The 23,431-nt window shown below is 72.7% G+C and carries 20 protein-coding genes; 12 read left to right on the top strand and 8 right to left on the bottom strand.

Features of this window, described 5'->3' with window-relative positions:
• Positions 1–16: 16 nt before the first annotated feature.
• Entirely contained in the window at positions 17–898 is an 882-nt protein-coding gene (locus tag ACYVK5_RS11660) for a PhzF family phenazine biosynthesis protein (protein ID WP_460705051.1), read from the bottom strand.
• A gap of 91 nt (positions 899–989) precedes the next feature.
• Between ACYVK5_RS11660 and ACYVK5_RS11655 the strand changes: the two genes are divergently transcribed.
• Together ACYVK5_RS11655 and ACYVK5_RS11650 are read left to right on the top strand one after the other, a co-directional pair.
• Positions 990–3,653, top strand: coding sequence for a DEAD/DEAH box helicase (locus ACYVK5_RS11655; protein ID WP_460705049.1), 2,664 nt, complete (start codon positions 990–992; stop codon positions 3,651–3,653).
• A gap of 180 nt (positions 3,654–3,833) precedes the next feature.
• Complete coding sequence (locus ACYVK5_RS11650; RefSeq protein WP_460705047.1) at positions 3,834–5,138, top strand: SGNH/GDSL hydrolase family protein; 1,305 nt, start codon at positions 3,834–3,836, stop codon at positions 5,136–5,138.
• A 117-nt stretch (positions 5,139–5,255) separates the two neighbouring features.
• On the opposite strand, the gene ACYVK5_RS11645 is transcribed toward ACYVK5_RS11650, so the two are convergent.
• Complete coding sequence (locus ACYVK5_RS11645; RefSeq protein WP_460705045.1) at positions 5,256–5,672, bottom strand: YccF domain-containing protein; 417 nt, start codon at positions 5,670–5,672, stop codon at positions 5,256–5,258.
• A gap of 219 nt (positions 5,673–5,891) precedes the next feature.
• On the opposite strand from ACYVK5_RS11645, the gene ACYVK5_RS11640 reads away from it, so the two are divergent.
• Entirely contained in the window at positions 5,892–6,626 is a 735-nt protein-coding gene (locus tag ACYVK5_RS11640) for a YggS family pyridoxal phosphate-dependent enzyme (protein WP_460705043.1), read from the top strand.
• An 81-nt stretch (positions 6,627–6,707) separates the two neighbouring features.
• Here the strand turns inward: ACYVK5_RS11640 and ybaK are convergent, their stop codons facing one another.
• Entirely contained in the window at positions 6,708–7,214 is a 507-nt protein-coding gene (ybaK, locus tag ACYVK5_RS11635) for a Cys-tRNA(Pro) deacylase (RefSeq protein ID WP_460705041.1), read from the bottom strand.
• A gap of 145 nt (positions 7,215–7,359) precedes the next feature.
• Here ybaK and ACYVK5_RS11630 point away from each other — a divergent pair, with 145 nt between their 5' ends.
• Both ACYVK5_RS11630 and ACYVK5_RS11625 read left to right on the top strand, forming a co-directional pair.
• Positions 7,360–8,112 (top strand): TSUP family transporter, encoded by a 753-nt coding sequence (locus ACYVK5_RS11630; protein ID WP_460705039.1) that lies wholly within the window; start codon positions 7,360–7,362, stop codon positions 8,110–8,112.
• A 118-nt stretch (positions 8,113–8,230) separates the two neighbouring features.
• On the top strand, positions 8,231–8,761 hold the full coding sequence (locus tag ACYVK5_RS11625) for a GNAT family N-acetyltransferase (RefSeq protein WP_460705037.1): 531 nt from the start codon (positions 8,231–8,233) through the stop codon (positions 8,759–8,761).
• A gap of 185 nt (positions 8,762–8,946) precedes the next feature.
• Here the strand turns inward: ACYVK5_RS11625 and ACYVK5_RS11620 are convergent, their stop codons facing one another.
• Positions 8,947–9,885 (bottom strand): N-acetylmuramic acid 6-phosphate etherase, encoded by a 939-nt coding sequence (locus ACYVK5_RS11620; RefSeq protein ID WP_460705035.1) that lies wholly within the window; start codon positions 9,883–9,885, stop codon positions 8,947–8,949.
• A 366-nt stretch (positions 9,886–10,251) separates the two neighbouring features.
• On the opposite strand from ACYVK5_RS11620, the gene ACYVK5_RS11615 reads away from it, so the two are divergent.
• Positions 10,252–11,415 carry an N-acetylglucosamine kinase gene (locus tag ACYVK5_RS11615; RefSeq protein ID WP_460705033.1) on the top strand — a complete coding sequence of 388 codons (1,164 nt, stop codon included), beginning with the start codon at positions 10,252–10,254 and terminating at the stop codon, positions 11,413–11,415.
• 33 nt (positions 11,416–11,448) lie between these two features.
• Complete coding sequence (locus ACYVK5_RS11610; RefSeq protein ID WP_460705031.1) at positions 11,449–12,339, top strand: MurR/RpiR family transcriptional regulator; 891 nt, start codon at positions 11,449–11,451, stop codon at positions 12,337–12,339.
• Positions 12,340–12,384: 45 nt separating this feature from the next.
• Here ACYVK5_RS11610 and cimA read toward each other — a convergent pair whose 3' ends face one another.
• From cimA to ACYVK5_RS11590, 4 genes are all read right to left on the bottom strand, one after another.
• The gene (gene cimA / locus ACYVK5_RS11605) at positions 12,385–14,025 is read right to left on the bottom strand and encodes a citramalate synthase (protein ID WP_460705029.1); all 1,641 of its coding nucleotides are present in this window, start codon (positions 14,023–14,025) and stop codon (positions 12,385–12,387) included.
• A gap of 280 nt (positions 14,026–14,305) precedes the next feature.
• On the bottom strand, positions 14,306–17,089 hold the full coding sequence (locus tag ACYVK5_RS11600) for an FtsX-like permease family protein (protein WP_460705026.1): 2,784 nt from the start codon (positions 17,087–17,089) through the stop codon (positions 14,306–14,308).
• Positions 17,086–17,865 (bottom strand): ABC transporter ATP-binding protein, encoded by a 780-nt coding sequence (locus tag ACYVK5_RS11595; RefSeq protein ID WP_460705105.1) that lies wholly within the window; start codon positions 17,863–17,865, stop codon positions 17,086–17,088. Before ACYVK5_RS11595 ends, ACYVK5_RS11600 begins: the two co-directional genes overlap by 4 nt.
• Positions 17,862–18,485, bottom strand: a complete 624-nt coding sequence (locus tag ACYVK5_RS11590; RefSeq protein ID WP_460705024.1) for a PadR family transcriptional regulator — start codon at positions 18,483–18,485, stop codon at positions 17,862–17,864. The genes ACYVK5_RS11595 and ACYVK5_RS11590 overlap by 4 nt, the downstream gene beginning before the upstream one ends.
• Before the next feature lie 204 nt (positions 18,486–18,689).
• Between ACYVK5_RS11590 and ACYVK5_RS11585 the strand changes: the two genes are divergently transcribed.
• Genes ACYVK5_RS11585 through ACYVK5_RS11565 form a run of 5 tightly spaced genes read left to right on the top strand, consistent with a single transcriptional unit; the run spans position 18,690 to position 23,428 of the window.
• The gene (locus ACYVK5_RS11585; RefSeq protein WP_460705022.1) at positions 18,690–19,979 is read left to right on the top strand and encodes an inositol-3-phosphate synthase; all 1,290 of its coding nucleotides are present in this window, start codon (positions 18,690–18,692) and stop codon (positions 19,977–19,979) included.
• Complete coding sequence (locus ACYVK5_RS11580; protein WP_460705020.1) at positions 19,976–20,899, top strand: SCO3242 family prenyltransferase; 924 nt, start codon at positions 19,976–19,978, stop codon at positions 20,897–20,899. The genes ACYVK5_RS11585 and ACYVK5_RS11580 overlap by 4 nt, the downstream gene beginning before the upstream one ends.
• The gene (locus ACYVK5_RS11575) at positions 20,896–21,753 is read left to right on the top strand and encodes a sugar phosphate isomerase/epimerase family protein (RefSeq protein WP_460705018.1); all 858 of its coding nucleotides are present in this window, start codon (positions 20,896–20,898) and stop codon (positions 21,751–21,753) included. The genes ACYVK5_RS11580 and ACYVK5_RS11575 overlap by 4 nt, the downstream gene beginning before the upstream one ends.
• Positions 21,750–22,547 (top strand): EboA domain-containing protein, encoded by a 798-nt coding sequence (locus ACYVK5_RS11570; RefSeq protein ID WP_460705016.1) that lies wholly within the window; start codon positions 21,750–21,752, stop codon positions 22,545–22,547. The genes ACYVK5_RS11575 and ACYVK5_RS11570 overlap by 4 nt, the downstream gene beginning before the upstream one ends.
• Before the next feature lie 2 nt (positions 22,548–22,549).
• Positions 22,550–23,428: a TatD family hydrolase gene (locus ACYVK5_RS11565; RefSeq protein ID WP_460705014.1), complete on the top strand. Its 879-nt coding sequence runs from the start codon at positions 22,550–22,552 to the stop codon at positions 23,426–23,428.
• Positions 23,429–23,431 lie beyond the last annotated feature (3 nt).

Here is a 23,431-nt window from a genome sequence, read left to right as displayed (position 1 = left end):
GGCGCGCCGTGGATCGTCAGAGGCTGGCCTCGCCCGTGATCGTCGTGGTCGTCTCGCCGCCGACCCACACCTCGCCGTCGTCGGCCCTCGTGACATGGGCCCGGCCCTCGCGGCCGAGCGCCGTGCCCTGTGACGCGACGTACGACGACGGCAGCACGCTCCCCGCGAGCCACTGCCCCAGGCTCGCGTTGAGACTCCCGGTCACCGGGTCTTCGTCCACCCCGAGGGACGGCACGAACGCGCGTACCTCGACGTCCGCGCCCAGGCGCTTGCGATCGGCGGGTGAGTGCGGGCCGATGACACCGATCCTGAGATCGTCAAACTGTGCGGCGTCGATCCGCAGCGCGAGGACGGCCTCGGCGTCCCGGAGCTGCACGCCCACCCAGCCGGGTCCGTTGTCGACCCAGGCGGCGCGGGCGATGTCGAACACGTCGATCCCCAGGGCCCGCGCGATCCGGGCGAGGTCGTCGTCGGCGACGGGGCCGGATCGGATCAGCGGCGGCGCGGCGAAGGCCAGCCGCATCCTGCCTCCAGGCAGCGTCGCCTCGGCGTCGTCGGGCCGTGTCTCCCGGCGGACCGTCACCAGGCCGACGCCGCACTCCTGCACCACGTCGTCGCCGGCGGGCACGCCGTCGGCCTCCAGCCAGGCGTGCGCCGTACCGAGCGTCGGGTGCCCGGCGAACGGGAGCTCTTCCGACGGCGTGAAGATCCGCACGCGATAGTCGGCCCACGGCTCGCGGGGTGCGAGGAGGAACGTGGTCTCGGACAGGTTGGTCCACCGTGCGAAGGCGGCCATCTGCTCGTCGGTGAGGTTGTCGGCGTCGTGCACGACGGCGACGGGGTTGCCACCCGTGGGCGACGCGGAGAAGACATTGACCTGGCGAAAGGGGAGAGCCATGCGGGCCAGCCTAGGTCGAGCCTCCGTCCAGCAGCGGAGGGCGCCCGCCGCCGGTCGCGCCGCTCAGCAGGGCTGAGAGAATGTGCGCACCATGACGACGACCACGCCTCGCCCCGCCGGAACCCTCCTCCCCCACATCCCTGCCCCGACGGGCACGGCCCCGGACCCGGACGTCCTCTTCGAGAACTTCGGGACGTGGGCGTCCGACGGCGGTCGTCCGCTCTACCCGCACCAGGAGGAGGCACTGCTCGAGCTCATGACGGGCTCGCACGTCATCCTCGCGACGCCGACCGGCTCGGGGAAGTCGATGGTCGCGATGGGCGCGCAGTTCGCGGCGCTGGCGGCGAACCGCTCCGGCCGCGGCGGGCGCACCTACTACACGGCGCCGCTGAAGGCCCTGGTCAGCGAGAAGTTCTTCGACCTGGTGGCGGCGTTCGGGTCGAAGAACGTGGGCATGATGACAGGCGACTCCGCGGTCAACCCGGACGCCCCGATCATCTGCTGCACGGCGGAGATCCTCGCGAACCTCGCGCTGCGCCAGGCCCGCAACGACGGCGGCCCGCTGACCGGTGACGACGCGATCGCCCAGGTGGTCATGGACGAGTTCCACTACTACGGCGACCCGCAGCGCGGCTGGGCCTGGCAGGTGCCGCTGCTGGAGCTGCCGGACACGCAGTTCCTGCTCATGTCCGCGACGCTGGGCGACACCACGCGGCTGCGCGAGGACCTGGAGGACCGCACCGACCGCGACGTCGCCGAGGTGACGGGCGCCGAACGGCCGGTCCCGCTGGAGTTCGCCTACGTGGTCGAACCGCTCACGGACACGATCCAGGAGCTCGTGGAGACACACCGCGCGCCCGTGTACGTCGTCCACTTCACGCAGAAGGACGCCGTCGACCGCGCCCAGGCGCTGCTGTCCACGAAGCTGGCCTCGAAGGAGGAGAAGGAGGCCATCACCGCGGAGATCGGCGCGTTCCGGTTCGGCACCGGCTTCGGCAAGACGCTGAGCAAGTTCCTGCGCGCGGGCATCGGCGTGCACCACGCGGGCATGCTGCCCAAGTACCGCCGCCTGGTGGAACGCCTCACGCAGAAGGGCCTGCTCAAGGTGGTCTGCGGCACCGACACGCTCGGTGTCGGCATCAACGTGCCGATCCGCACCGTCCTGCTGACCAGCCTCGTGAAGTTCGACGGCGAGCGCATGCGGCACCTCACGGCACGCGAGTTCCACCAGATCGCCGGCCGCGCCGGACGAGCGGGCTTCGACACGCTCGGCGAGGTGATGGTCATGGCGCCCGAGCACGTCATCGAGAACCGCAAGGCGCTGCTCAAGGCGGGCGACGACCCGAAGAAAAAGAAGAAGATCGTCCGGAAGAAGGCCCCCTCCGGCGCGGTGAACTGGACCGACTCCACGTTCGAGCGGCTGCGCGACGCCGACCCGGAACCTCTGAGCAGCAACTTCTCCGTGTCGCACGCGATGGTGCTGAACGTGCTGGCCCGGCCGGGCGGTGACCCGGTCGCCGCGATGCGCCATCTGCTCACGGCGAACCACGACACCGACGCCCTCAAGGCGAAGCACGTGCGGCAGGCCTTCCGCATCTACCGCAGCCTGCGCCAGTCCGGCGTCGTCGAGCGCGTGCGGGTCCCCGACCCCACGCGGCCCGCGGGCTACCGCCCGAGCGCCCGGCTCGTGGTGGACCTCCCCCGCGACTTCGCGCTGAACCAGACGCTCTCGCCGTTCGCGCTCGCCGCGATGGACCTGCTCGACGTCGACAGCCCCACCCACGCGCTCGACGTCGTCTCCGTCATCGAGGCCACGCTCGACGACCCGCGCCAGGTCCTGTTCGGCCAGCAGAAGACCGCGCGCGGCGAGGCGATCGGCGCGATGAAGGCCGAGGGCATCGAGTACGACGAGCGCATGGAGCTGCTGGAGGAGGTCACCTGGCCGAAGCCGCTGCAGGACCTGCTGGAGCCCACGTTCGCCACGTACAAGCAGACGAACCCGTGGGTGGCTGACGCGGAGCTGTCGTGCAAGTCGGTGGTGCGCGACATGCTCGAGAAGGCGATGACGTTCGGCGAGCTGGTCAGCGCCTACGGGCTGGAGCGCACCGAGGGCGTGGTGCTGCGCTACCTCGCCGACGCGTTCCGCGCCGTGCGGCAGGTGGTGCCGGAGGAGCACCGCACCGAGGACGTCCACGAGGTCATCGAGTGGCTGGGCGAGCTGGTGCGGAACGTCGACTCGTCGCTGCTCGACGAGTGGGAGCGGCTGCAGAACCCGGTGGACGACGACGCCGACCTGGTCGTCGAGGGCGAGCTCGCGGACGCGGGGGCCGAGGCTCCCGCGCGACCGGTCACCGGGAACCCGCGCGCGTTTCGCCGGCTGGTGCGCAACGCGATGTTCCGGCGTGTCGAGCTCGCCGCGCGTGAGGCGTACGCGGCGCTCGGCTCGCTCGACGGCACGGTCGGCATGGACGCCGACGCCTGGGCCGACGCCCTGGATCCCCTGTTCGAGGAGCAGGGGGACGACGCGATCGGGATCGGCCCGGAGGCGCGCGCGGCGAGCCTCGTCACCGTCCTCGAGCCGGGGGCGGAGCTGCCGGACGGCAGCCGCGTGCCCGAGGGCACGTGGTGGGTGCGGCAGGTGCTCGACGACGCGGACGGCAACCACGACTGGGCCGTCACCGCGGGAATCGACCTCGCCGCCAGCGACGAAGCAGGTCAGGTCATGTTCCGCGCGCTGCGCGTCGGCATGATCTGATACCGCCCCGCATTCTGGGCGAGTCGTCGGGCGAGTCGTTCGGCGAGTCGTCGATTTCCGGCAAGACACCCATGTGTCATATTTTGCCTACCATTTGCTCTTTCATGACAACTTTGTAGACTCCGTTATTACTGCCAGAGTCAGCAACGATGCTGCTCGCCCGACAACAGGAGTCTGGTCATGCACACCTTGTCTCGCGTCAGATCGTCCCGTGTCAGCTCGTCCCGGTCCGGCGCCGCCCTGACCGGGTCGGCCGTCGCTCTCGCCACCGCCGCCCTCGTCGCCGCCTCCGCCGTCGCCGCGCCGCCCGCGGCCGCCGACGGACCCGGCGTCGGCGACTCATGGGTCGTCACGCTCGGCGACTCGTACATCTCCGGGGAGGCCGGCCGCTGGGCCGGCAGCTCCAACGACGACTACCGCCGCGCCGACGCGCTCGGCCCCCACGCCTACCACGACGACGCCGACGGCACCGGCGAGACCATCCCGGGCTGCCACCGGGCCTCCTCCGCCGAGGCCTACTTCGGTGCGGGCACCCAGGGGCTCAACCTCGCCTGCAGCGGCGCCCGGACCGCGACGTCCGCCGGGTCCGGCTTCAAGCCCGGCATCGACTTCTACGACGGCTCCGCGGGTCAGGGGCAGGCCCTGGCGCTCCAGGAGGCCGCCGCGACCCGGAACGTCCGCATGGTCGTGGTCTCCATCGGGGGCAACGACTTCGGCTTCGCGGACGTCGTGCAGCAGTGCGTCGTCAACTTCCTCACCTCACCCACCTGGTGGAAGAACTATTGCCACGACGACAGCTCCGTCGAGGCGCACTTCACCGCCGCCAACGTCGCCGCCGTGCGGGCCGACGTCGCGGACGCGCTCGGCAACGTCGCCACCGCTATGCGGAACGCCGGGTACGCCGACGACCAGTGGACGCTCGTCGTCCAGACCTACCCCTCCCCCATCCCGGACGGGGCCGGGATCCGCTACTCCGAGTCCGGGTACAGCCGCCAGTTCACGGGCGGTTGCGGCATCTGGAACGCCGACGCCGACTGGGCGAACGCCACGGCGCTGCCCGTCATCAACGGAGCGCTGCTCGGAGCGGCGAACGACGCCGGACTGAGCGGCGTCCGCACCCTCGACATGACGCACGCCTTCGAAGGGCAGCGCCTCTGCGAGAACAGCGTGGGCCTGTACGAGGAGGTCGGCCTGGCGAACTGGCAGTCCCCGGGCGCCGTCGACCAGACGGAGTGGGTCAACCAGATCCGCACGGTCTCCACGATCGGTGACTCACCCTACGAGGTGCAGGAGTCCCTGCACCCCAACTACTGGGGCCAGCTGGCGCAGCGCAACTGCCTGCGCCAGGTGTGGAACGGGGGCGACCCGATCAGCGGGAGCTGCGTCATCGGCGGCGTCGGCACGACGACGCTCACGGCGACGGGCGAGCCGCGGATGACGCTGGGACCGCTCGACCAGGAGGTCATGTCGCTCGGCGAGAAGTGACCGGCGCCGGGCTCATCGTCGAGCGGTCGGTCCCTTGTCCGTGCGGTCGGTCCCCCGGGGGACCGACTTCTCGACATCGGGCCGACCGCTCACCTTCGCGCGGACCCGCCGCACAGGTCACGCGGAGCGCTGGTACGTGGGCAGGAGCGTGTCGCTCCGGACGATCTCCTTGCCCAGGGGCATCAGCGACACCGGGATGAGCTTGAGGTTCGCCCAGCCCATCGGGATGCCGATGATCGAGATGAACAGCGGGATCGCTGTGAGGATGTGACCGATCGCGAGCCACCAGCCCGCCACGACCACCCAGATGACGTTCCCCACGAGCGACATCACCTCGCCGACCCCGGACTGCTGCTTGTCCACGACGGCCCGGCCGAACGGCCACAGCGAGTACCCGGCGATCCGGAAGGACGCGATGCCGAACGGGATCGTGACGATCAGCAGGCAGCAGATGATGCCCGCCAGCGCGTAACCGAGAAACAGGCCGAGTCCCGCGAAGACGAACCAGATGATGTTCAGCAGCGTCCGAAGCATGATCCGATTCTGCCCTACCCCGGCACGGACACATCACCCGGTATCACCCTGACCCGTCCCTGACTGCAGGCTGCGCGCCCAGACCGCCGTCGTCCCTGACAGTGTTCTCCCGAGCCGCCGGGCTCAGCCGTCCTCGGCTCGTACCTCGCCTGCGGGCGGCCTCGCTACGCTCCGCATCCGGCGGCCGGGGACCGCCGAGGCTTCCATACACTCGGGGGCGTGCCGACCTCCGCCATCACCGACCGTCTCGCCGCCGTCCGCTCCCGCATCGACGACGCCGCCCGCGCCGCCGGGCGCGACCCCGGCGAGGTCCGCCTCCTCGTCGCGACGAAGACCCGGGACGCCGACGCCGTGCTCGCCGCGATCGATGCCGGCGTCGACCTCATCGGCGAGAACCGCGTGCAGGAACTCGTCGCCAAGGCGCCCGGGCTCGCCGACCGCGTCGCGGCGGGCGCGCTCGAGGTGCACATGATCGGGCACCTGCAACGCAACAAGGTCAACCAGGTGCTGGCCACCGCGACGGGGATCGAGACGGTCGACGGCATGGCGCTCGCCCGGGCGCTCTCGACGCGGTGCGTCCGCGACGACCGCACGCTGGACGTGATGATCCAGGTGAACGTGTCGGGCGAGGAGACCAAGTCCGGGGTCGAGCCCGACGACGCCGTGCCGCTCGCCCTCGACGTCGCCGCCCTGCCGGGCCTGCGCCTGACGGGGTTCATGACGATCGGCGCGCGCCTCGACGCCGCAGGCGAGCCTGCCGACGACGCCACCGTGCGCGCCGGCTTCGCCCGCCTCCGCGCGATCCGCGACGAGACGCTGGCGTCCGGCGCGCCAGGAACCGCCGGCGCCCGGGAACTGTCGATGGGCATGACGACCGACCTGGACCTGGCGATCGCCGAGGGCGCCACGATCGTCCGCGTAGGCACGGCCGTCTTCGGCCCCCGCCGCACCTGAGACCCGGTCCGGGACGGCGTCCGGCCGACGCCGACCACGCCAGCACCCCGGGTTTCCGAGTGGCTTGGTGGCCTGCGGTCTCTAGCGGGCTATCGGGGCCGGGGTGCCGTTCGTGAGGGCCAGCAGGTCCTTGGGTGACAGGCCCACGTCCAGGCCGCGGCGCCCGCCGGAGACGTAGACGACGTCGAACGCCTCGGCCGACTCGTCCAGGACCGTGGCGTGCCGCTGCTTCTGGCCGAGCGGCGAGATGCCGCCCGCCACGTAGCCCGTCGCCCGCTCGGCGCGTGCGACGTCGGCCATCGCCGCCTTCTTCCCGCCGACCGCCTTGGCCAGCGCCTTGAGGTCCAGCTTGCGGTCCACGGGCACGATGCCGACGGTGAGCGCGCCGTCGACGTCGGCCAGCAGCGTCTTGAACACCTGCTCGGGCGGCAGCCCGAGCGCGTCGGCCGCCTCCGCGCCGAAGTCGTCCCGGGATCCGTCGTGCTCGTACGCCTGGAGGGTGTGCTCCACACCCGCCTTCTCCAGTGCGACGATCGCCGGCGTCCCGCCGCTGGTCCCCGCACGCTTCTTCTTCGCCACGAGCCACATTGTGGCCGAACGTCGCGGGATTGTCCCGAGGATCCGGCCGCCTCGGGGACTCTGTCACCGGGACCCATCTCCGAGGACGCCCCCAGGATCCCTCCCGGATCTCCGGACCGGCGGAGCCTGCGTTGCCCGGGCGTACAGTTGTCGCGTGCTCGCTCTCCTCGTCCTCGCCATCCTGGTGGGCGGGTCTCTCCAGCGCGTGACCGGTATGGGGTTCGGGCTGGTGGCGGGTCCGTTCATCGTGCTGCTCGTCGGCCCGCTGGAGGGCGTGCTGCTGGTGAACGTCGTGGGCGCCGTCATGGCGCTGCTCATCATCGGGCGGGTGCTGCGCGGGGTGGACTGGCGGCGGTACGCATGGCTCGCGGCCGCGTCGGTGAGCGTGAGCGTCCCGGCGGCGCTGCTGCTGCGCGGGGCGAGCCCGGCTGCCCTGGAGGTCGGCATCGGGGCCGTCGTCGTCGGCGCCATGACGCTGGCGCTGGTCACCTCCCGACTGCGCGGTGAACGACGACGGTTCGCCGAGCGGGACCCACGTCCCCTGATCGTCACCGGCGTCGCCTCCGGATTCGGCAGCGTCGCCGCGGGGATCGGCGGTCCGCCGCTCGCCGTGTACGCGGTCCTGGACCGGTGGGACACGAAGTCCTTCGCCGCCACCGCGCAGCCGTTCTTCATGACCAACGCGCTCGCCGCGATGACGGCCAAGATCGTCTTCGCCGACGCGACCTTCCCGGCGTTCGCGCTCTGGGAGTGGCTGGTGATCGCGGTCGCGCTGGTCGCGAGCATCGGCCTGGGCGAGCTCCTGGCCCCGCGCCTCTCCCGGGCGGCGACGCGACGCGTCCTGATCGTCCTGGCCTACGCGGGCGGCGCGGCGACCCTCGCCCGGGGCGTCGCACATCTCCTGTGAGCGGCGTCGTGCCCTGTGACCGGCGTCGCGCCGGGCGTGTGGGATGCGCCACTGACCCAGATCACCCGCGCCGGTATCGTGCCAGCGATCCCATTTTCCTCAAGGAGAGGATGCTCCCATGCCCGTCGCCGCCCCCGCGCGCCCCGTGCTGCGGCCCGCTACCGCGTCCGACGTCCCGGCCCTGGTCGAGCTCAACAACGCCGCTGTCCCCGCCGTCCCGGTGACCCCCGCCGACGAGATGCAGGGACTTCTGGACATCTCCTCCCTCGCGCTGGTCGCCACGGATCCCGCGGAGTCCTCGGACCCGCTCGGGTTCCTGCTCGCGCTGGACCCGGGCGCCGAGTACTCCTCGGAGAACTACGACTGGTTCGAGAACCGCGGGCTGGACCACCTCTACGTGGACCGCATCGTGCTCGGTGAGCGCGCCCGGAACCGCGGCATCGGCCGCCGCCTGTACGACGCGGTGTTCGACGCCGCCCGCGAGGCCGAGCGCGATGTCGTCACCTGCGAGATCAACCTCAACCCGCCGAACCCCGGGTCGATGCGCTTCCACGGCCGCCTCGGGTTCGAGCAGACCGGCGAGCAGCTCACCAAGGGCGGCGAGGTCCTGGTCGCCAAGATGGCGGCCCAGGTCCCGGAACTGATCTGATAGCGCAACCGGCCGCCGGGCCGGAGGCGTTGCGAAGACCCGAGGACGCGGACCGCCGCCGCCGGAAACCGGTAGCGACGGCGGCCGGCGCCGAGGAACGAGGCGACGCGGCGACGGAGCCCGGCGGCGGCAATGCCTCGCGCCCGCAGGCGCTGAGCCCGGCGGCTCGGGAAGGCACAGCCTCCTCAGCGCAGCCGCTCGAGCGCCCCGCGGACCCCGTGCACGCCCGAGGCCGCGAGAGCGGCCCGGGCGGCCGCCTCGTCGACGCCGACGAGCAGGGTCACGAGCGCCACGCGGAGGTCTCCCCCGGCGTCCTGCAACGCCGTCTCGCAGGCCTCGGCGTCCTGTCCCGTCGCCTGCTCCAGGAGGCGCACGAGCCGTCCGCGCAGCTTCTCGTTGGTGGCGACGACCTCGACCATGAAGTTCGAGTAGGTCTTGCCCAGGCGCACCATCACCGCCGTCGAGATCGTGTTCAGCACGAGCTTCTGTGCGGTGCCCGCCTTCATCCGGGTGGATCCCGTGATCGCCTCGGCCCCGGTGTCGACCAGGATGGCGACGTCGGCCAGCGGGGTCAGCGGTGCGAGCGGGTTCGACGCGATCAGCACGGTCGACGCGCCGAGCTCCCGCGCCGCCTCCAGCGCGCCGCGCACGTAGGGCGTACGGCCGCTGGCCGCGATCCCGATGACGACGTCGTGCGGCGAGGCGCCGTCGAGCAGGGCGCGCCCGGCTCCGGCGTCGTCCTCGGCGCCCTCGACCGCGCGGGCGAACGCACCGGGTCCGCCCGCGATGTGCGCGACGAACATCTCGTCGCCGACGCCGTACGTCGGCAGCAGCTCGGCGGCGTCCATGAATGCCAGCCGCCCCGACGATCCGGACCCTACGTAGTGCACACGGCCGCCGGCGAGGATCGCCTCGACGGCGATGTCGACCGCCGCGACGATCTGCGGGTGCTGGGCGCGGACCGCGTCCACGACCCGCGCGTCCTCGTCCGAGATCATCGCCACCAGCTGGGCCGTGGGGACAACGTCGATGTCACGTGTGCGCGGATTCCGCTCCTCCGTCGGTGAGGAGACCCTCACCGGCGGGACGGACCCCGCCCTCTCGTACCCCGTGTCGGTGATCATCCGTGGTTCTCCTTCCCGACCGGCAACTCGACCGTACCGGCTGGATCTGGCCACGGCACGCACCATGTCGCTCACGCTAGTCCCTCTTCTGTCACACCCGGCATCGGACCGCGTGAAATGCAGTTACCCGACTTGCCACCACTCGCGGAGATTACCTCCACGCCGACCGGGCGAAAACCATCGCACCCGACCGTTATCGAAACGTTATCTTACGCTCGTCACATGGACACCTGCGCCAATCGCATCGACCCGACCGGCCCCATGCCAATAGCACACCTCGGCATGCCGGATATTTCGCGAGTAATATGCGCGAATTTCCACGTCTCTTTACACAATCTTGGGGTGAAATCGTGCCAGAATGGATGGGTGCAGACTGACACAGAGGGGGACGGGCCAGCCGTCGGCGAAACCGCCGGCTGGATCGTCGCGATGGACGTGGGCGGTAGCGGCTCACGCCTGACCGCCGAGTTCAGGGACGGCGGGCACCAGCATGAGGGCAAGGGCATCACGATCACCCTGGAGGGCGAGCCCGTCAAGATGCTGTCCGAGGGCAGCAATTCCGCCCAGGTGGTCCGCGGTTTGTGCGAGACGTTCCTGTACTGGGTGAAGAACGCGGAGTATCACTTCCAGCAGCCCCCTTACGTCGTCGCCGCCGCTGTCGGGACGACGGGTCTCACCACGGTCGTGCCCAGCGCCGCCGAGATCCACGACATCATGGGCTCGATGCTCCAGACGAACCGCACGGCCGTCGCGGGCGATGCGCTGACCGCCCACATGGGCGCCCTGCGGGGCCGCGCGGGTGCGGTGCTGTCGGTCGGCACCGGTGCGGTCGCCTTCTCGTTCGACCAGAAGGGTCGCTGGCATCGCGCCGACGGCTGGGGCCATCTGCTCGGTGACCTCGGCGCGGGTGTCTGGGTAGGCACGGAGGCGCTCCGCGCCGCCACTGCCGCGCACGACGGACGCACCCGCGGCAAGTCCGAGCTCCTGCTCGAGTACGCCACACAGAAGCTCGGCCCGGTCGCGAGCTGGCCCGCCCAGCTGTACATGAGCAGCGACCGCGCGGCGAAGCTCGCATCGTTCGCGCCCGCGGTGATGTCCGCGGCGGCGGCCGGTGACACGACCGCCCACGGAATCCTCGTCGAGGCCGGGCGTCACCTCGCGTCGACGCTGGCCACCGCGCTCACCCCGGACATCCCGCAGCTCGCGTCGATCACCGGCCGGCTCGCGCACCGCCCGTCCCCGCTGACGGAGTCCCTGCACGAGAACCTCAGGCAGGAACGCCCCGGCGTCCGCCTGGTGCCGTGCGAAGGCACCCCGCTCGACGGCGCCAAGCTGCTGGCGCGGCGCCTCTCGGTGGACCCGACCAGCGTGGTCGGGTATCGCCCGTGGCTGACCGTGCGGGTCGACGGCCGTCACACCGTGGGTGAGCACACCGATACCGGCGCGGATATGTTCAGCTCCATGTCCACCGCGCAGTTCTCCGCGACGGAGCTGCCGAACGTTCTGCCTGACACCCCGGGGATCGCCTGATGTTCCCGGGCCCGATGACTGGAGATCCCACCGATGACCGGTGATGTGCTCGTCAAGCTCCGCCGCTCGCTCCCGACGCTGCGGCCCGCCGAGGCGCGCGTCGCCGAGACGGTGCTGGAGAACCCGAGCCTGGTCGTCGCCTCCACGATCACCGAACTCGCGGGCGAGGCCGACACCTCGCAGGCCACGGTCGTGCGGTTCTGCCGCGCGATCGGCTACGCGGGCTACCCGGAGTTCCGGATCGACCTCGCCCAGGCCACCAGCCGCCGGGACATGGAACTCGAACGTTCGGGTATCGCCCAGGGTGAGCTCACCCAGACCGACAGTGTCGACGACGTCGTCAACAAGATCGCCTTCCACGAGGCCCGCACCATTGAGGACACGGCCCGCGACGTGGACCGCAAGGTGCTCGACAAGCTCGCGGAAGCCATCGCCGCAGCCCCGCAGCTCGCCGTGTACGGCGTCGGCGCGTCGCACATCGCGGCACAGGACCTCGCGATCAAGCTGCAGCGCATCGGCCGGATCGCCTTCTGCTCGCCCGACGCGGACCTCCAGCAGTCCTCGGCCGCGGTGCTCGACCCGGGCGCCGTCGCGATCGGCATCTCGCACAGCGGTCAGACGAGGGCGACCAACACCGCCCTGGAGCTCGCCCACGGACGGGGTGCCATCACCGCCGCGATCACCAACTACCCGGACGCGCCGATCGGCAAGGTCGCCGACCTGGTGCTCGCCACCACCGCCCGGGAGACCCAGTTCCGCGCGGGCGCGATGGCGAGCCGCATCGCCCAGCTGACCATCGTGGACTTCCTGTTCGTCCGAGTGGCGCAGCGCAGCTACGAGAAGTCGCAGGAGGCCATCCGCCTCACGGCAGAGGCCGTGGCGGACCAGCGCATGGAGTTCGGCCGCCCGTCCCGCAACGACTGACGGCGACCCACGGCGCGGCGACCGGGCGGTCGCCGCGCCGTCGTCTCATCCGGCCGACGGACCGGCCGGGGCGACACCGGCCATGATGAGGCCGTAGACGTAGGCGCCGGTGACCGCCTCCCAGGCCGCCTCGATCACGTTGGGGCCGACACCCACGGTGGACCAGGAGCGTTCGCCGTCGGCGGTCTCGACGAGCACGCGCGTGCGGGCGTCCGTGCCCTGGTCGGTGTCGAGGATACGGACCTTGAAGTCGATCAGCTCGAACCGCCGCAGCTCCGGGTAGACGGACGTCAGCGCCCGCCGCACCGCGTGATCCAGCGCGTCGACCGGCCCGTTGCCCTCCCCGGTCGCCACGATCCGCTCGCCGCCCACGGTGATCTTCACGGTCGCCTCGGCGAATGCCTCGGCCTCCGGCCCGTACACGTCGGCGGGAGTGTGCCCGTCCGGGACGGTCTCCACGATGGTGCGCCACGACTGCGTCTCGAAGTAGCGCGGCAGCTCGCCGAGCTCGTCCCGCAGCACCAGCTCGAACGACGCGTCGGCCGCCTCGTAGGTGTAGCCGCGCGCCTCGTCCTGCTTGACCCGATCGGTCACCCGGGCGAGCACGTCCTTGCGGTCGGACAGGTCGAAGCCGAGCTCGCGCCCCTTCAGCTCCACCGACGCCCGCCCGGCCATGTCACTGATCAGCATCCGCATGTCGTTCCCGACGCCCTTCGGATCCATGTGCTGGTACAGGTCCGGGTCGACGCGGATGGCGCTGGCGTGCAGGCCCGCCTTGTGCGTGAACGCGCTCTGCCCCACGTAGGGCTGCCGGGCGAACGGCGAGATGTTCGTGATCTCGCTGATCGCGTGAGCGATCCGGGTCGCCTCCCGCAGACCGGAGTCGGGCACGAGCTCGTGGGCGAGCTTGAGCTGGAGGTTCGCGGTCACCGCGATGAGGTCCGCGTTGCCCGTGCGCTCGCCGTATCCGTTGATGGTGCCCTGCACGTGCGTCGCGCCGGCCTCGACCGCCGCCAGCGTGTTGGCCACGGCGCAGCCCGAGTCGTTGTGCGCGTGCATGCCGAGCATGGGCCCGGCGGCCCCGCCGACGGCGTCGAGCACCTCGGAGACGACCTGCGACACCCACGCGGGGATCATCCCGCCGTTCGTGTCGCAGAGGCAGACCACCTCGGCGCCGGCCTCGAACGCGGTGCGCGCGGCGGCGAGCGCGTAGCCTGCGTCGTGCCGGTAGCCGTCGAAGAAGTGCTCGGCGTCGAGCACGACCCGGCGGCCCTCGCCGGTGAGGAAGGCGACGGTGTCGCGGATCATCGCGAGGTTCTCCTCGCGGGTGGTGCGCAGCGCGCGCTCCACGTGCCGGGAGTCCGACTTGGCCACGAGCGTGACGACCGGCGTCTCGGCGTCGAGCAGGGCGCGGACCTGAGGGTCCTCGCCGGCGCGTGTCCCGGCCCGGCGGGTCGCGCCGAACGCGGCCAGGACGGCGTGGTGCAGGGTGAGTTCCTTGGCGGCACGGGCGAAGAAGTCGGTGTCCTTCGGAACGGCGCCCGGCCAACCGCCCTCGATGAAGCCGACACCGAGCTCGTCCAGCTGTGCCGCGATGGCGAGCTTGTCCGTGACCGACAGGTTCATGCCCTCCTGCTGGGCCCCGTCGCGCAGGGTGGTGTCGTAGACGTGGAACGGTGTGCGCATGCGTCGGATCTCTTCCGTGCGAGGAGCCGCGGCCGTACCGGGCCGGACTGGCGTACGAGAACGTTGCGGAGGAGCTTGTGGCTCGGTCGGGCAAAAGAAAAAGACCCTCCGGGGTACGGAAGGTCTGCGCATCCAGTAGTGCGGGCTGGACGCGCTAGCGAATGATGATCGCCGGACGCGGGGTGGTGCGCAGGGTCATGCGGGCCATGGTGCCACAGGTCGGGCCGGCGCGGTAGCGGCACCTCAGGATTCGGGACGTCCTACCGCGCCGGCGCGGCCGTCACGTGTCGTGGCGCCGGGTGAGCTCCAGGCGGGAGCGGGTGACCAGCCAGGCTGCCCCGGCAGCCAGCACGGGAAGGCCGACGAGGAGCAGGCCCACCCACTGCCAGGGCACGTGCAGCGCCCATCGCGGGTCCGGGAAGTCCCCTCGATGGCGGTCCAGGATCACGAATGCCCAGGCCGTGAGGATCCCGAGTCCCGTCCCGAGCAGGGCCCCGGTCACGGAGACCACCGCCGCCTGCGCGGCGACCAGCCGGCGCCGCGTGGCCGGGGAGGCCCCCACCGCCGTCAGCGTGGCCAGGTCGGCCCTGCTGTCGGCGGCCGCGAGCGCCGCGGCGAGCCACGTTGCGATGAGGGCGACGACGGCGCCGACGAGGGCGAGCGCGTATGGCACCATGTCGAGCTGGTCGGCCTGGGCGCGCGGGCCGAGCTCGGCGTAGACGGTGATCCCCTCGCGAACCTCGGCGAGGGACTGGCGCAGGCGTTCCTCGGTGACGGTGGTGGGCCTGGCCTCGGGGATCAGGGCGACGCCGGTTCGCACGACGTCGAGCTCGAGTGCGGCGACCGCTGCCGGAGGCAGCACGACGCTTTCGAGCGACCCGTTCGCGAGCGCGACGCCCGCCGCGGCGAGCTGCGTCTCGTAGTTTCCTCCGTCCTTGACGGGTTCGGCGTCCTCGGGGAGCCCGGCGATGTTCGTGGTGAGGGTGGCGGTGCCGTCGTCGTTCATGATCTCCGGGGCGACGACGGTCTTTCCGGTGCTCAGTGCCTGCGCGGCGGCATCCGGGTCGGCGTAGGGCAGGATCGAGGCGATGTCGCCGTCGGACACCTGCACGACCCACAGGCCGTGGTCGGTCCATGTGTTCAGCTGCGCCGCGTGGCACTCGCGATCGCCGTTGTCGCAGACCTCGGACGCGTCGGCCTCCCGGATGGCTTCCAGCAGGCCGGAGGGCGGGCCGACGCCGGTGAAGGCGGCACCCGGTGATTCGGCGGTCCGGAGTTGGATGGCCTCGGCGGGCCCGACCACGTCGTGAGCCACCTCGACGATCTCGGCGATCTCGGCGTCCGTCAGCGGGTCCGTGCCGGAACGGCCTTCGATCAGGACGACGCCGTCGTTCACCGTCGCGCCGTAGGAGGCGTCCTGCTGCGCCTGCGCGGAGGCGAAGTACGACAGTGCCCCGACCCCGGTGCCGACCGCGGCCACGACGGCCACGACGGCGGGGATGGTGCGGGAGTGCTGGCGTACGGCGTCGCGCAGCGCGAGCCGGCCGGAGATCGGCAGGAGCGGCGCGATGCCCCCGAGTGTCGTCAGGATCGCGCCGGTCGCCAGGATGATGCCCAGTTCCGCGAGGACGACACCGCCGACGATCCACCAGGGTTCCTGATGGACCGCTCCGGTCAGGGCTGTGGCGACGCCGGCTCCGGTCACGACCGCCCCGGCAGCCAGCGACCGGCGTCGCGGGGGTCTGCGGGGGAAGCGGCCGGCCAGGGCTGCTGTCACGTCGGTGCGTCCGGCGGCGATCGCGGCGGGGAACGCCGCGGCCGCCGCGATGAGCGCACCGGCGGGGACGAGGAGCGTGAGCAGGGGCGGGACCACCAGGTTCGGGAGTGGGCGCAGCCCGAGCAGGTCCATCATGATCACGCCGAGGATGCCGAGGCCGAGTCCCGCGGTGGCCGCCACGAACCCGGTGACGATCGCTCCCGAGAGTGTCACGTGCCGCAGCGTGGCACGATCTGCGCCGGCTGCCGCGAGGACCGCGAGGCTGCGTGCCGCGGACCGGCGGCCGATCGCGAACGCGGGCATGACGACGAGGATTCCCTGTGCCATGGCGATGGCCATCACCGCCGCGACCACGAGCAGCAGTTCGAGGTCGGCCTCCGTGGGCTCGGGGATCGCGTCCGGGGGTGGGTCCTGGGCCACGGCGGGGCTGACCGCAGTGCTCCCCAGCTCGTTCACGGCGCGGACGTCGTCCCAGGTCACAGGCTCCGGAGAGGTGACGTACCAGATGCGGGTTCCGGACGCGACAGCGGCATCGGACTCGGAGTCGGACTCGGGTTCGGGCATGTGCGTGTGCGGCATGAGCGGCCCGTCCTCGTCGGTCACGGCCGTGACGGTGGTGGCCTGCCGGGTGGCGAGCAGGCCGGTGACGGTGAGTTCGGCGTCTTCGGTCTCCTCGCCGTCGGCGTCCCAGCCGACGACTCCCACGGTGTCCCCGATATCGGCGCCCAGGAGTTCCGCCGTCGACGCGTTCAGGGCGATCTCCTCGCCCCCGCGCGGCAGCCGGCCCTCGTGGAGCATGTACACGGCCGCGACCTCCGGGACGGACAGGTCCGTCTGGTGGATCTGCACGTCCCATCGCAGGTCCGGTCCGTCGAGCTGGCGGTCGCCCTCCAGTATCGGGTACAGCTTCGACCCCGTGGGCAGCGTCGCGGCCAGCTTCGCGCCGTACGCGTCGACCGTGAGCGGATCGCCGTCGTCGTCGAGCCCGCCGGTGTTCGGGTGCCATTCGTCGTTCGTGGTGTCTCCCGTGAGGTCCTGGCCCTCGACCTCCCAGGGAGCGAAGTCGACGCGGGCCTCCAGCTCCGGTCCGACCACCTGCGCGGCGTAGGTCGCCGCTGTCAGGTGGCGTGAGCCCTCCCACGTGAGGAACAGGGAGGCCGCTGTCACCGGCAGCCCCACCATGAGCGTGACCAGGATCGTGCGGACCTTGTGCCGCCGCGCGTCGCGTACGCCGTAGCGCAGCGCGACCCGCCGGCGGCCCCACCACCGGGCCGTCGTTCGGCTCATCGGCCGGCTCCCGCCGCGCCGTCGTGCGGGCCGTCCGCGACGCCACCACCCATCGTTCTCGCCCCTGACAGCAGGCTCTCCGGGGACGACGGCGCCGCCGTGCTGTCCACGACCAGCCCGTCGCGCAGGAAGACGGTCCGGTCGGCCCAGGCGGCGTGGCGTGCGTCGTGCGTGACGAGGAGCCCTGCCGCGCCCGATTCCACACGGGCACGCAGGATGCGCAGTACCGCCTCGCCGGTGACGGAGTCCAGGGCGCCGGTGGGCTCGTCGGCGAGCAGCAGCCGGCGTGGGCCCACCAGGGCGCGGGCGATCGCGACGCGTTGCGCCTGGCCGCCGGACATGTCGTCCGGGAACCGCGCCGCGATGCCCTCCAGGCCGACCTCGGCGAGCGCGATCTCCGCATGCTCGCGGGCCCGCCGGGACGGCATCCCGTCGAGCTCGAGGGGCACCATCACGTTCTCCCGCGCCGTCAGCGCGGGCACGAGGTTGAAGTCCTGGAACACGTAGCCCACGTGCTTGCGGCGCAGTTCGGCGCGCTTCCTGGCGTTGGCCGGGCCCAGGTCGCGTCCCGCCACCTCCACCCGGCCCGACGTCGCGGTGTCGAGCCCGCCCGCCAGGTGCAGCAGGGTGGACTTGCCGGAGCCCGAGGGCCCCATCACGGCGACCAGTTCGCCCTCGCGGACCTCCAGGTCGACGCCGCGCAGCGCGTGCACCTCGGCCGCGCCCCTGCCGTGCACGCGCGTCACGCCCGTCAGTCTCAGCGCCGCCGCGGTCATCGGGTCGCCCGCTTCCATGTCGTCTCCTGCTCGCGGGCTCCTGGCGTCGCCGCGGGAGACGGCGACGCGCCCCGATCCTCCGGCTCGCGCGGCTCGCGCACTGCCCGGTGGACGCTGGCCTCGACGTGATCGAGCCAGCGGATCTCGGCCTCGGCGGCGAAGATCATCGAGTCCAGCACGAGGGACCAGGCCAGGTCGTCGCCCGCCTCCCGCTTGAGCCGGGTGAGGTCCCGGAGCACGGTCATCGTCGCGGTGCGCTGCCGCTGGACGATGCCGGAGACGTCCACGGGCTGCCCGTCGACACGCACGGTCACCGCGAGGGCGAGCTTGATCGCCAGTTCGTCGCGAGCCGGGGTGGCGCGGTCCACGGGGGTGCTCCACCACGCGCGAGCCTGTTCGGTCCCGGTGCCGGTGAGGCGGTAGGTCTCGGGCGCGCCCGGATCGTCGGACCCGACGGGGACTATCAGGCCGTCCCGCTCCAGACGGGACAGCGTCGAGTAGGCCTGGCCGATGTTCAGGGGCCAGGTGCCCCCGGTGCGGCGCTCGAACTCCTGACGGAGCTGGTAGCCGTGCATCGGGCGCTCCGACAGGAGCACCAGCAGGGCGTGCCGGACGGACATGAGATCCTCCGATAGTTACCGAGTAAGTGTTCGCACATACTTACCCAGTAACCATCGCGCGTCAAACGCGGTGCCACCCCACCCCCGGCAACTACCTTGTGCGCATTCCGTCTCCACTTTTGATTGATTCTCGGCATAAGCCGGGCTAGCGTGATGTCTGCCCGGGGCAGTGCTGCTCCGGTGAGTGACGAACGGGGAGCATCGATGCCGCCTACCCACGCCCTCGCGGGCGCCACCGCCCGCACCGACCGCCCGGCGACCGGCCTCTGGCTGATCGGCGCGCGCGGCTCGGTCGCCACCACCGCGGCCCTCGGGCTGGCCGCCCTCGCGGGCGGCCACGCCGCCCCCACGGGCTGCGTCACCGCGCGCCCCGGCCTCGCCGCGGCGTTCATGCCGGGCTTCGAGGACATCGTGGTCGGCGGGCACGACCTGTCGACGAGCCCCTTGCCCAAACGCGCCGAGGCCCTCGCTGACGCCGGGATGCTCCCGCCCCGGCTGGTCACCCTCACGCGGGAAGCCCTGGAGGCCGCCGACGCGGAGGTCCGGACCGGCCACGATCCCGTCCGCCCCGAGGGCAGCGGCCAGGTCACGGCCGAACGGCTGGCGGCCGACATCGTCGCGTTCCGGGAGCGGCACGGCCTGGAACGCGTCGTCGTGGTCGACGTCGCCTCGACCGAGCCGCTCCCCGACCCGCTCCCGGAGCACGACGACGTCTCCCTCCTCACCGCCGCTCTCGCCGACCCGGACCGCGCCCCGCTGCCGCCGTCGTCCCTGTACGCCTACGCGGCGATCCTCGCGGGCGCGCCGTACGCGGCCTTCACCCCGAGCGCGAGCATCGCGCTGCCCGCGCTGGCCCGGCTCGCCACCGAGGGCGGCATCCCCTTCGCCGGCCAGGACGGCAAGACCGGCCAGACCTGGCTGCGCACCGTCGTCGCGCCCGCGATGGCCGCGCGGAACCTGCGGGTCCTGTCCTGGTCGGGCACGAACCTGCTGGGCGGGGGCGACGGCGCCACGCTCGCCGACCCCGACGCCGTCGGCTCCAAGCTGACCAGCAAGTCGCGCGGGCTGCGGGCCGTCACCGGCGCGGACACCACGCCGCTGCACATCGACTACGTGCCCGACCTCGGCGACGTCAAGGTCGCGTGGGACCACGTCCACGTCGAGGGGTTCCTCGGCTCACGACTCACCCTGCAGACCACCTGGAGCGCCTACGACTCCATGCTCGCCGCTCCGCTCGTGCTCGACCTGACGCGGCTGCTCGCCCTCGCGCACGCGGCCGGACTCGCGGGGCCGCTCCCGGAGCTGGGGTTCTTCTTCAAGGACCCCTGGGGCTCCGACGTGCACGACGCCGCGGCCCAGGAGCGGCAGCTGAGCGAATGGGTCCGCGAGACCGCGGCCCGCGTGGCGGCGACCGAGCGGACCACAGGCGCCCCCGACGACGGACCGGGCGCGGCCCGCCGGAGCACGGACGGCACGGGCAAGGCCCGCCGATGACGCCGTCGGACCTGGCCGAGCTGGTCCGGCTGCCCGCCGCCCTGACCGTCGTCGGAGACACGCTCGCCGGGCACGCCGCGGGTCACGGCCGCATCGAGTCGCGTCACCTCCTGCTGCCCGCCGCGTCGGCGTGCCTCTACCTGGCCGGCATGGCGCTCAACGACTGGGCGGACCGCGACCTGGACGCCGTCGAGCGCCCCGAGCGGCCGATCCCGTCGGGTCGCGTCGCCCCGGGAGCCGCCCTCACCACCGGCGCCGCACTGACCGCTGCGGGGATCACGGCAGCCGGGATCGCGACCGGCCGCCGCGGCGCCGCCGTCGCGACCTGCATCGCGACCGGAGTCTGGGCCTACGACACCGTGCTCAAGCACCACCCGGTACTCGGCCCGGCGGCGATGGCCGCCTGCCGGGGCCTGGACGTGCTGCTCGGCGCCACCACAGGCAGCCTCCGCGCCGCCGCCCCGGCCGCGGCGGGCCTCGCGGCGCACACGGCCGCCGTCACGGCGCTGTCCCGCGGCGAGGTCCGGGGGACGACGCCGGCCGTGGCGGCGTCGGTCGCGGGCGTCACGGTCGCGGGTGCGCTGGCTCCCGTGGCGGCGGTGCACGCCCACTCCCCCGCCGGCCCCGTGGCGGCCACTACCGCGCGCCGATCGGCGCGCCTCGGGACGGCTGTCGCGTCCCTCGCGTACGCCGCTTCCTGCCTACCCGGCCAGGTCCGGGCCGTCGCCGACCCGACGGCCGGCGCCGCACGCTCCGCCACCCGCTCCGGTCTCCAGGCGATGATCCCGCTCCAGGCGGCGTGGGCCGCGCGATCCGGCAGGCCGGGGACGGCTCTGGTCCTGGGCGGCGTGGCCGCGGCCGGGCACGGGCTCCGCCTGCGTGCGCGAGCCCGCGGGCGCAAGCAGGTGAGCATCACATGAGGCCGCCCTTCCTGCTCGGCTACGGCACGAACGGGCTGGCGGACCACCCGCTGCCCACCGCGCTCGACCTGCTCGACGACGCCGGGTACGACGCCGTCGCGCTCACCCTCGGCTTCCCGCACCTGGACCCCCTGACCGCGCCGCCGGACGCCGTCCCGGCGGTCAGCACGCGACTCGCCGCGATGCGGCACGGCGCGGGCGCCGCCGTCGTGGTCGAGACCGGCACCCGCTACCTCCTGGACCCGGCGCGCAAGCACCGGCCCACCCTCGTCGACCGGGATGCCGGCCGGCGGATGCACTACCTGACCCGGGCGATCGACGTCGCCGCCGCACTCCACGCGGACTGCGTGTCGTTCTTCTCCGGGATCCTGCCCGCGGACGACCGACCGGCCGACGGCCGCGCCCGGCTGCTCGGCCGGCTGCCGGTCCTGCTGGAGCACGCCGCCGCGCGGGACGTCACGCTGGCGCTCGAACCGGAACCCGGGATGCTCGTCGAGACCGTCGAGGACGCGCTCCGCCTGCGCCGCGACCTGGGCGACCCGCCCGGCCTGGGGCTCACGGTCGACGTCGGGCACTGCCTCGTCGTGGAACCCGGCGGCGTCGACGGCGCGCTACGTGCCGCCGCGCCCGTGCTGTGCAACGTCCAGCTCGACGACATGCCCCGCACGCACCACGAGCACCGCCCGTTCGGCGAGGGGGACCTCGACCTGCCGGCCACCCTCGCGACGCTGGCCGACATCGGCTACCGCGGCGTCGCCGCCGTCGAGCTGCCCCGCCACTCCCACGCCGCGCCCGACCTGGTCACCGCGTCCATCGAGGCTCTGACCAGAGCGTGGAAGGAGGTCTCCGCATGACCGACGCAGCGCAAGACGCCACCGCGCAGGACGACGCCGAAGCGACCGCACCACCCGGCATCGCCGTACCGACCCGCCCACCCGGCGCGAACGCCCCGCCCGGCACCGACAGCACGCCGGCACCCGGCGCGGGCGCCTTCGCCCTGGACCTCGCCGCCCTGCGCCCGCTCCTGCGCGACCCGGACTGGCTCGACGCGACGCGCGCCACCGTCACGGCGGACCCGGCCTCCCTCGACCGCGCCTTCGCGCTCGCCGGACGCCGCGCGGGCCGCGGCCCGCTCCACCCCGCCACGGACCCGGCCGGCGTGGTGCACGGGACGGTGGCCGACGCCGCCCGCGCCGCCTTGGTCGTCGCGCTCGCGGACGCCGACCGCGCCGCGCGCGACCTCGCCACCCGCCTCACCACGCTCTACCACCAGGGCGACACCGCGGAGCGCCGCGGCGTCCTCCGTGCCCTCGACGCGCTCACCCTCCGCGCCGCCGCCCCGCTCCCCGAACCGCTGGCCACGGCCGGCGTCCCCCTCGCCGAGGACGCACTCCGGGCGAACGACACGAGCCTCGTCGCGGCCGCCGCCGGACCGTTCGGCGGCCGGTACCTGGACGCGCACACCTGGCGGCACGCGGTGCTGAAGCTCGTGTTCCTGGGGGTGCCGCTGGACGCCGTCGCGGGCCTCGGCGGGCGGGCCGACGCCGAGCTGGCCCGCATGGCCCGCGACCTGGCCGCGGAGCGCCGCGCCGCGGGACGGGACGTCCCGCCCGACCTTGCCCGGCTGCTGAGAACCACGAAGGAGTGATCATGCGCATCCTGGACCCGCACATCCACATGACCAGCCGCACCACCGACGACTACGAGGCGATGTACGCCGCGGGGGTGCGGGCCGTCGTCGAGCCGGCCTTCTGGCTGGGACAGCCGCGCACCTCCGCCGGCTCGTTCACGGACTACTTCGACTCGCTCGTGGGCTGGGAGAGGTTCCGGGCCGCCCAGTTCGGGATCCGGCACCACACCGCGATCGCGCTCAACCCCAAGGAGGCGAACGACCCGCGCTGCCGCGAGGTCCTCGCCGAGATCCCGCGCTATCTGCTGAAAGACGGCGTCGTGGCGGTCGGCGAGGTCGGCTTCGACTCCATGACGCCCGCGGAGGACGAGGTGTTCGCCGCCCAGCTCGACCTGGCCCGGGACGCGGAGCTGCCCGTCCTGGTGCACACGCCGCACCGGGACAAGCTGGCCGGCACGCGCCGCACGCTCGACGTCGTGCGCGAGTCCGGCCTGCCGCCCGAACGAGTGCTGGTGGACCACCTCAACGAGACCACGGTCGCGCTCGTACACGACGCCGGCCTGTGGGCCGGGTTCTCCGTCTACCCGGACACGAAGATGGACGAACGCCGCACCGTGGCGCTGCTGCGCGAGTACGGCACCGCCCGGATGATCGTGAACTCCGCGGCGGACTGGGGCCGGTCCGATCCGCTCAAGACAGCCCGCACCGGCCGGGAGATGCTCGCCTCGGGCCTCACCGACGACGACGTCGACCAGGTCCTGTGGCGCAACCCCGTGGAGTTCTACGGGCAGTCGGGCAACCTCGTGCTGGACCCGGTGCCCGGGTTCGTGGCCGGGGAGCCGCCGGCGCCCGGCGTGGAGTTCGAGGGCTCGTCCGTGCTGCGCGGCGTGCGGGCGTAGGGG

The sequence above is a fragment of the Myceligenerans halotolerans genome (genome assembly GCF_054782975.1).
This window is presented reverse-complemented; position numbering and strand designations above follow the sequence as displayed.

What these genes read in the sequence shown, in the direction of transcription:
- ACYVK5_RS11600 (WP_460705026.1), bottom strand. Translation starts at nt 17,089, where the DNA reads ATGAGCCGAACGACGGCCCGGTGGTGGGGCCGCCGGCGGGTCGCGCTG.
- ACYVK5_RS11565 (WP_460705014.1), top strand. Translation starts at nt 22,550, where the DNA reads ATGCGCATCCTGGACCCGCACATCCACATGACCAGCCGCACCACCGAC.
- ACYVK5_RS11595 (WP_460705105.1), bottom strand. Translation starts at nt 17,865, where the DNA reads ATGACCGCGGCGGCGCTGAGACTGACGGGCGTGACGCGCGTGCACGGC.
- ACYVK5_RS11570 (WP_460705016.1), top strand. Translation starts at nt 21,750, where the DNA reads ATGACCGACGCAGCGCAAGACGCCACCGCGCAGGACGACGCCGAAGCG.
- ACYVK5_RS11620 (WP_460705035.1), bottom strand. Translation starts at nt 9,885, where the DNA reads ATGATCACCGACACGGGGTACGAGAGGGCGGGGTCCGTCCCGCCGGTG.
- ACYVK5_RS11645 (WP_460705045.1), bottom strand. Translation starts at nt 5,672, where the DNA reads ATGCTTCGGACGCTGCTGAACATCATCTGGTTCGTCTTCGCGGGACTC.
- ACYVK5_RS11580 (WP_460705020.1), top strand. Translation starts at nt 19,976, where the DNA reads ATGACGCCGTCGGACCTGGCCGAGCTGGTCCGGCTGCCCGCCGCCCTG.
- ACYVK5_RS11585 (WP_460705022.1), top strand. Translation starts at nt 18,690, where the DNA reads ATGCCGCCTACCCACGCCCTCGCGGGCGCCACCGCCCGCACCGACCGC.
- cimA (WP_460705029.1), bottom strand. Translation starts at nt 14,025, where the DNA reads ATGCGCACACCGTTCCACGTCTACGACACCACCCTGCGCGACGGGGCC.
- ACYVK5_RS11575 (WP_460705018.1), top strand. Translation starts at nt 20,896, where the DNA reads ATGAGGCCGCCCTTCCTGCTCGGCTACGGCACGAACGGGCTGGCGGAC.
- ybaK (WP_460705041.1), bottom strand. Translation starts at nt 7,214, where the DNA reads ATGTGGCTCGTGGCGAAGAAGAAGCGTGCGGGGACCAGCGGCGGGACG.
- ACYVK5_RS11660 (WP_460705051.1), bottom strand. Translation starts at nt 898, where the DNA reads ATGGCTCTCCCCTTTCGCCAGGTCAATGTCTTCTCCGCGTCGCCCACG.
- ACYVK5_RS11655 (WP_460705049.1), top strand. Translation starts at nt 990, where the DNA reads ATGACGACGACCACGCCTCGCCCCGCCGGAACCCTCCTCCCCCACATC.
- ACYVK5_RS11625 (WP_460705037.1), top strand. Translation starts at nt 8,231, where the DNA reads ATGCCCGTCGCCGCCCCCGCGCGCCCCGTGCTGCGGCCCGCTACCGCG.
- ACYVK5_RS11650 (WP_460705047.1), top strand. Translation starts at nt 3,834, where the DNA reads ATGCACACCTTGTCTCGCGTCAGATCGTCCCGTGTCAGCTCGTCCCGG.
- ACYVK5_RS11610 (WP_460705031.1), top strand. Translation starts at nt 11,449, where the DNA reads ATGACCGGTGATGTGCTCGTCAAGCTCCGCCGCTCGCTCCCGACGCTG.
- ACYVK5_RS11590 (WP_460705024.1), bottom strand. Translation starts at nt 18,485, where the DNA reads ATGTCCGTCCGGCACGCCCTGCTGGTGCTCCTGTCGGAGCGCCCGATG.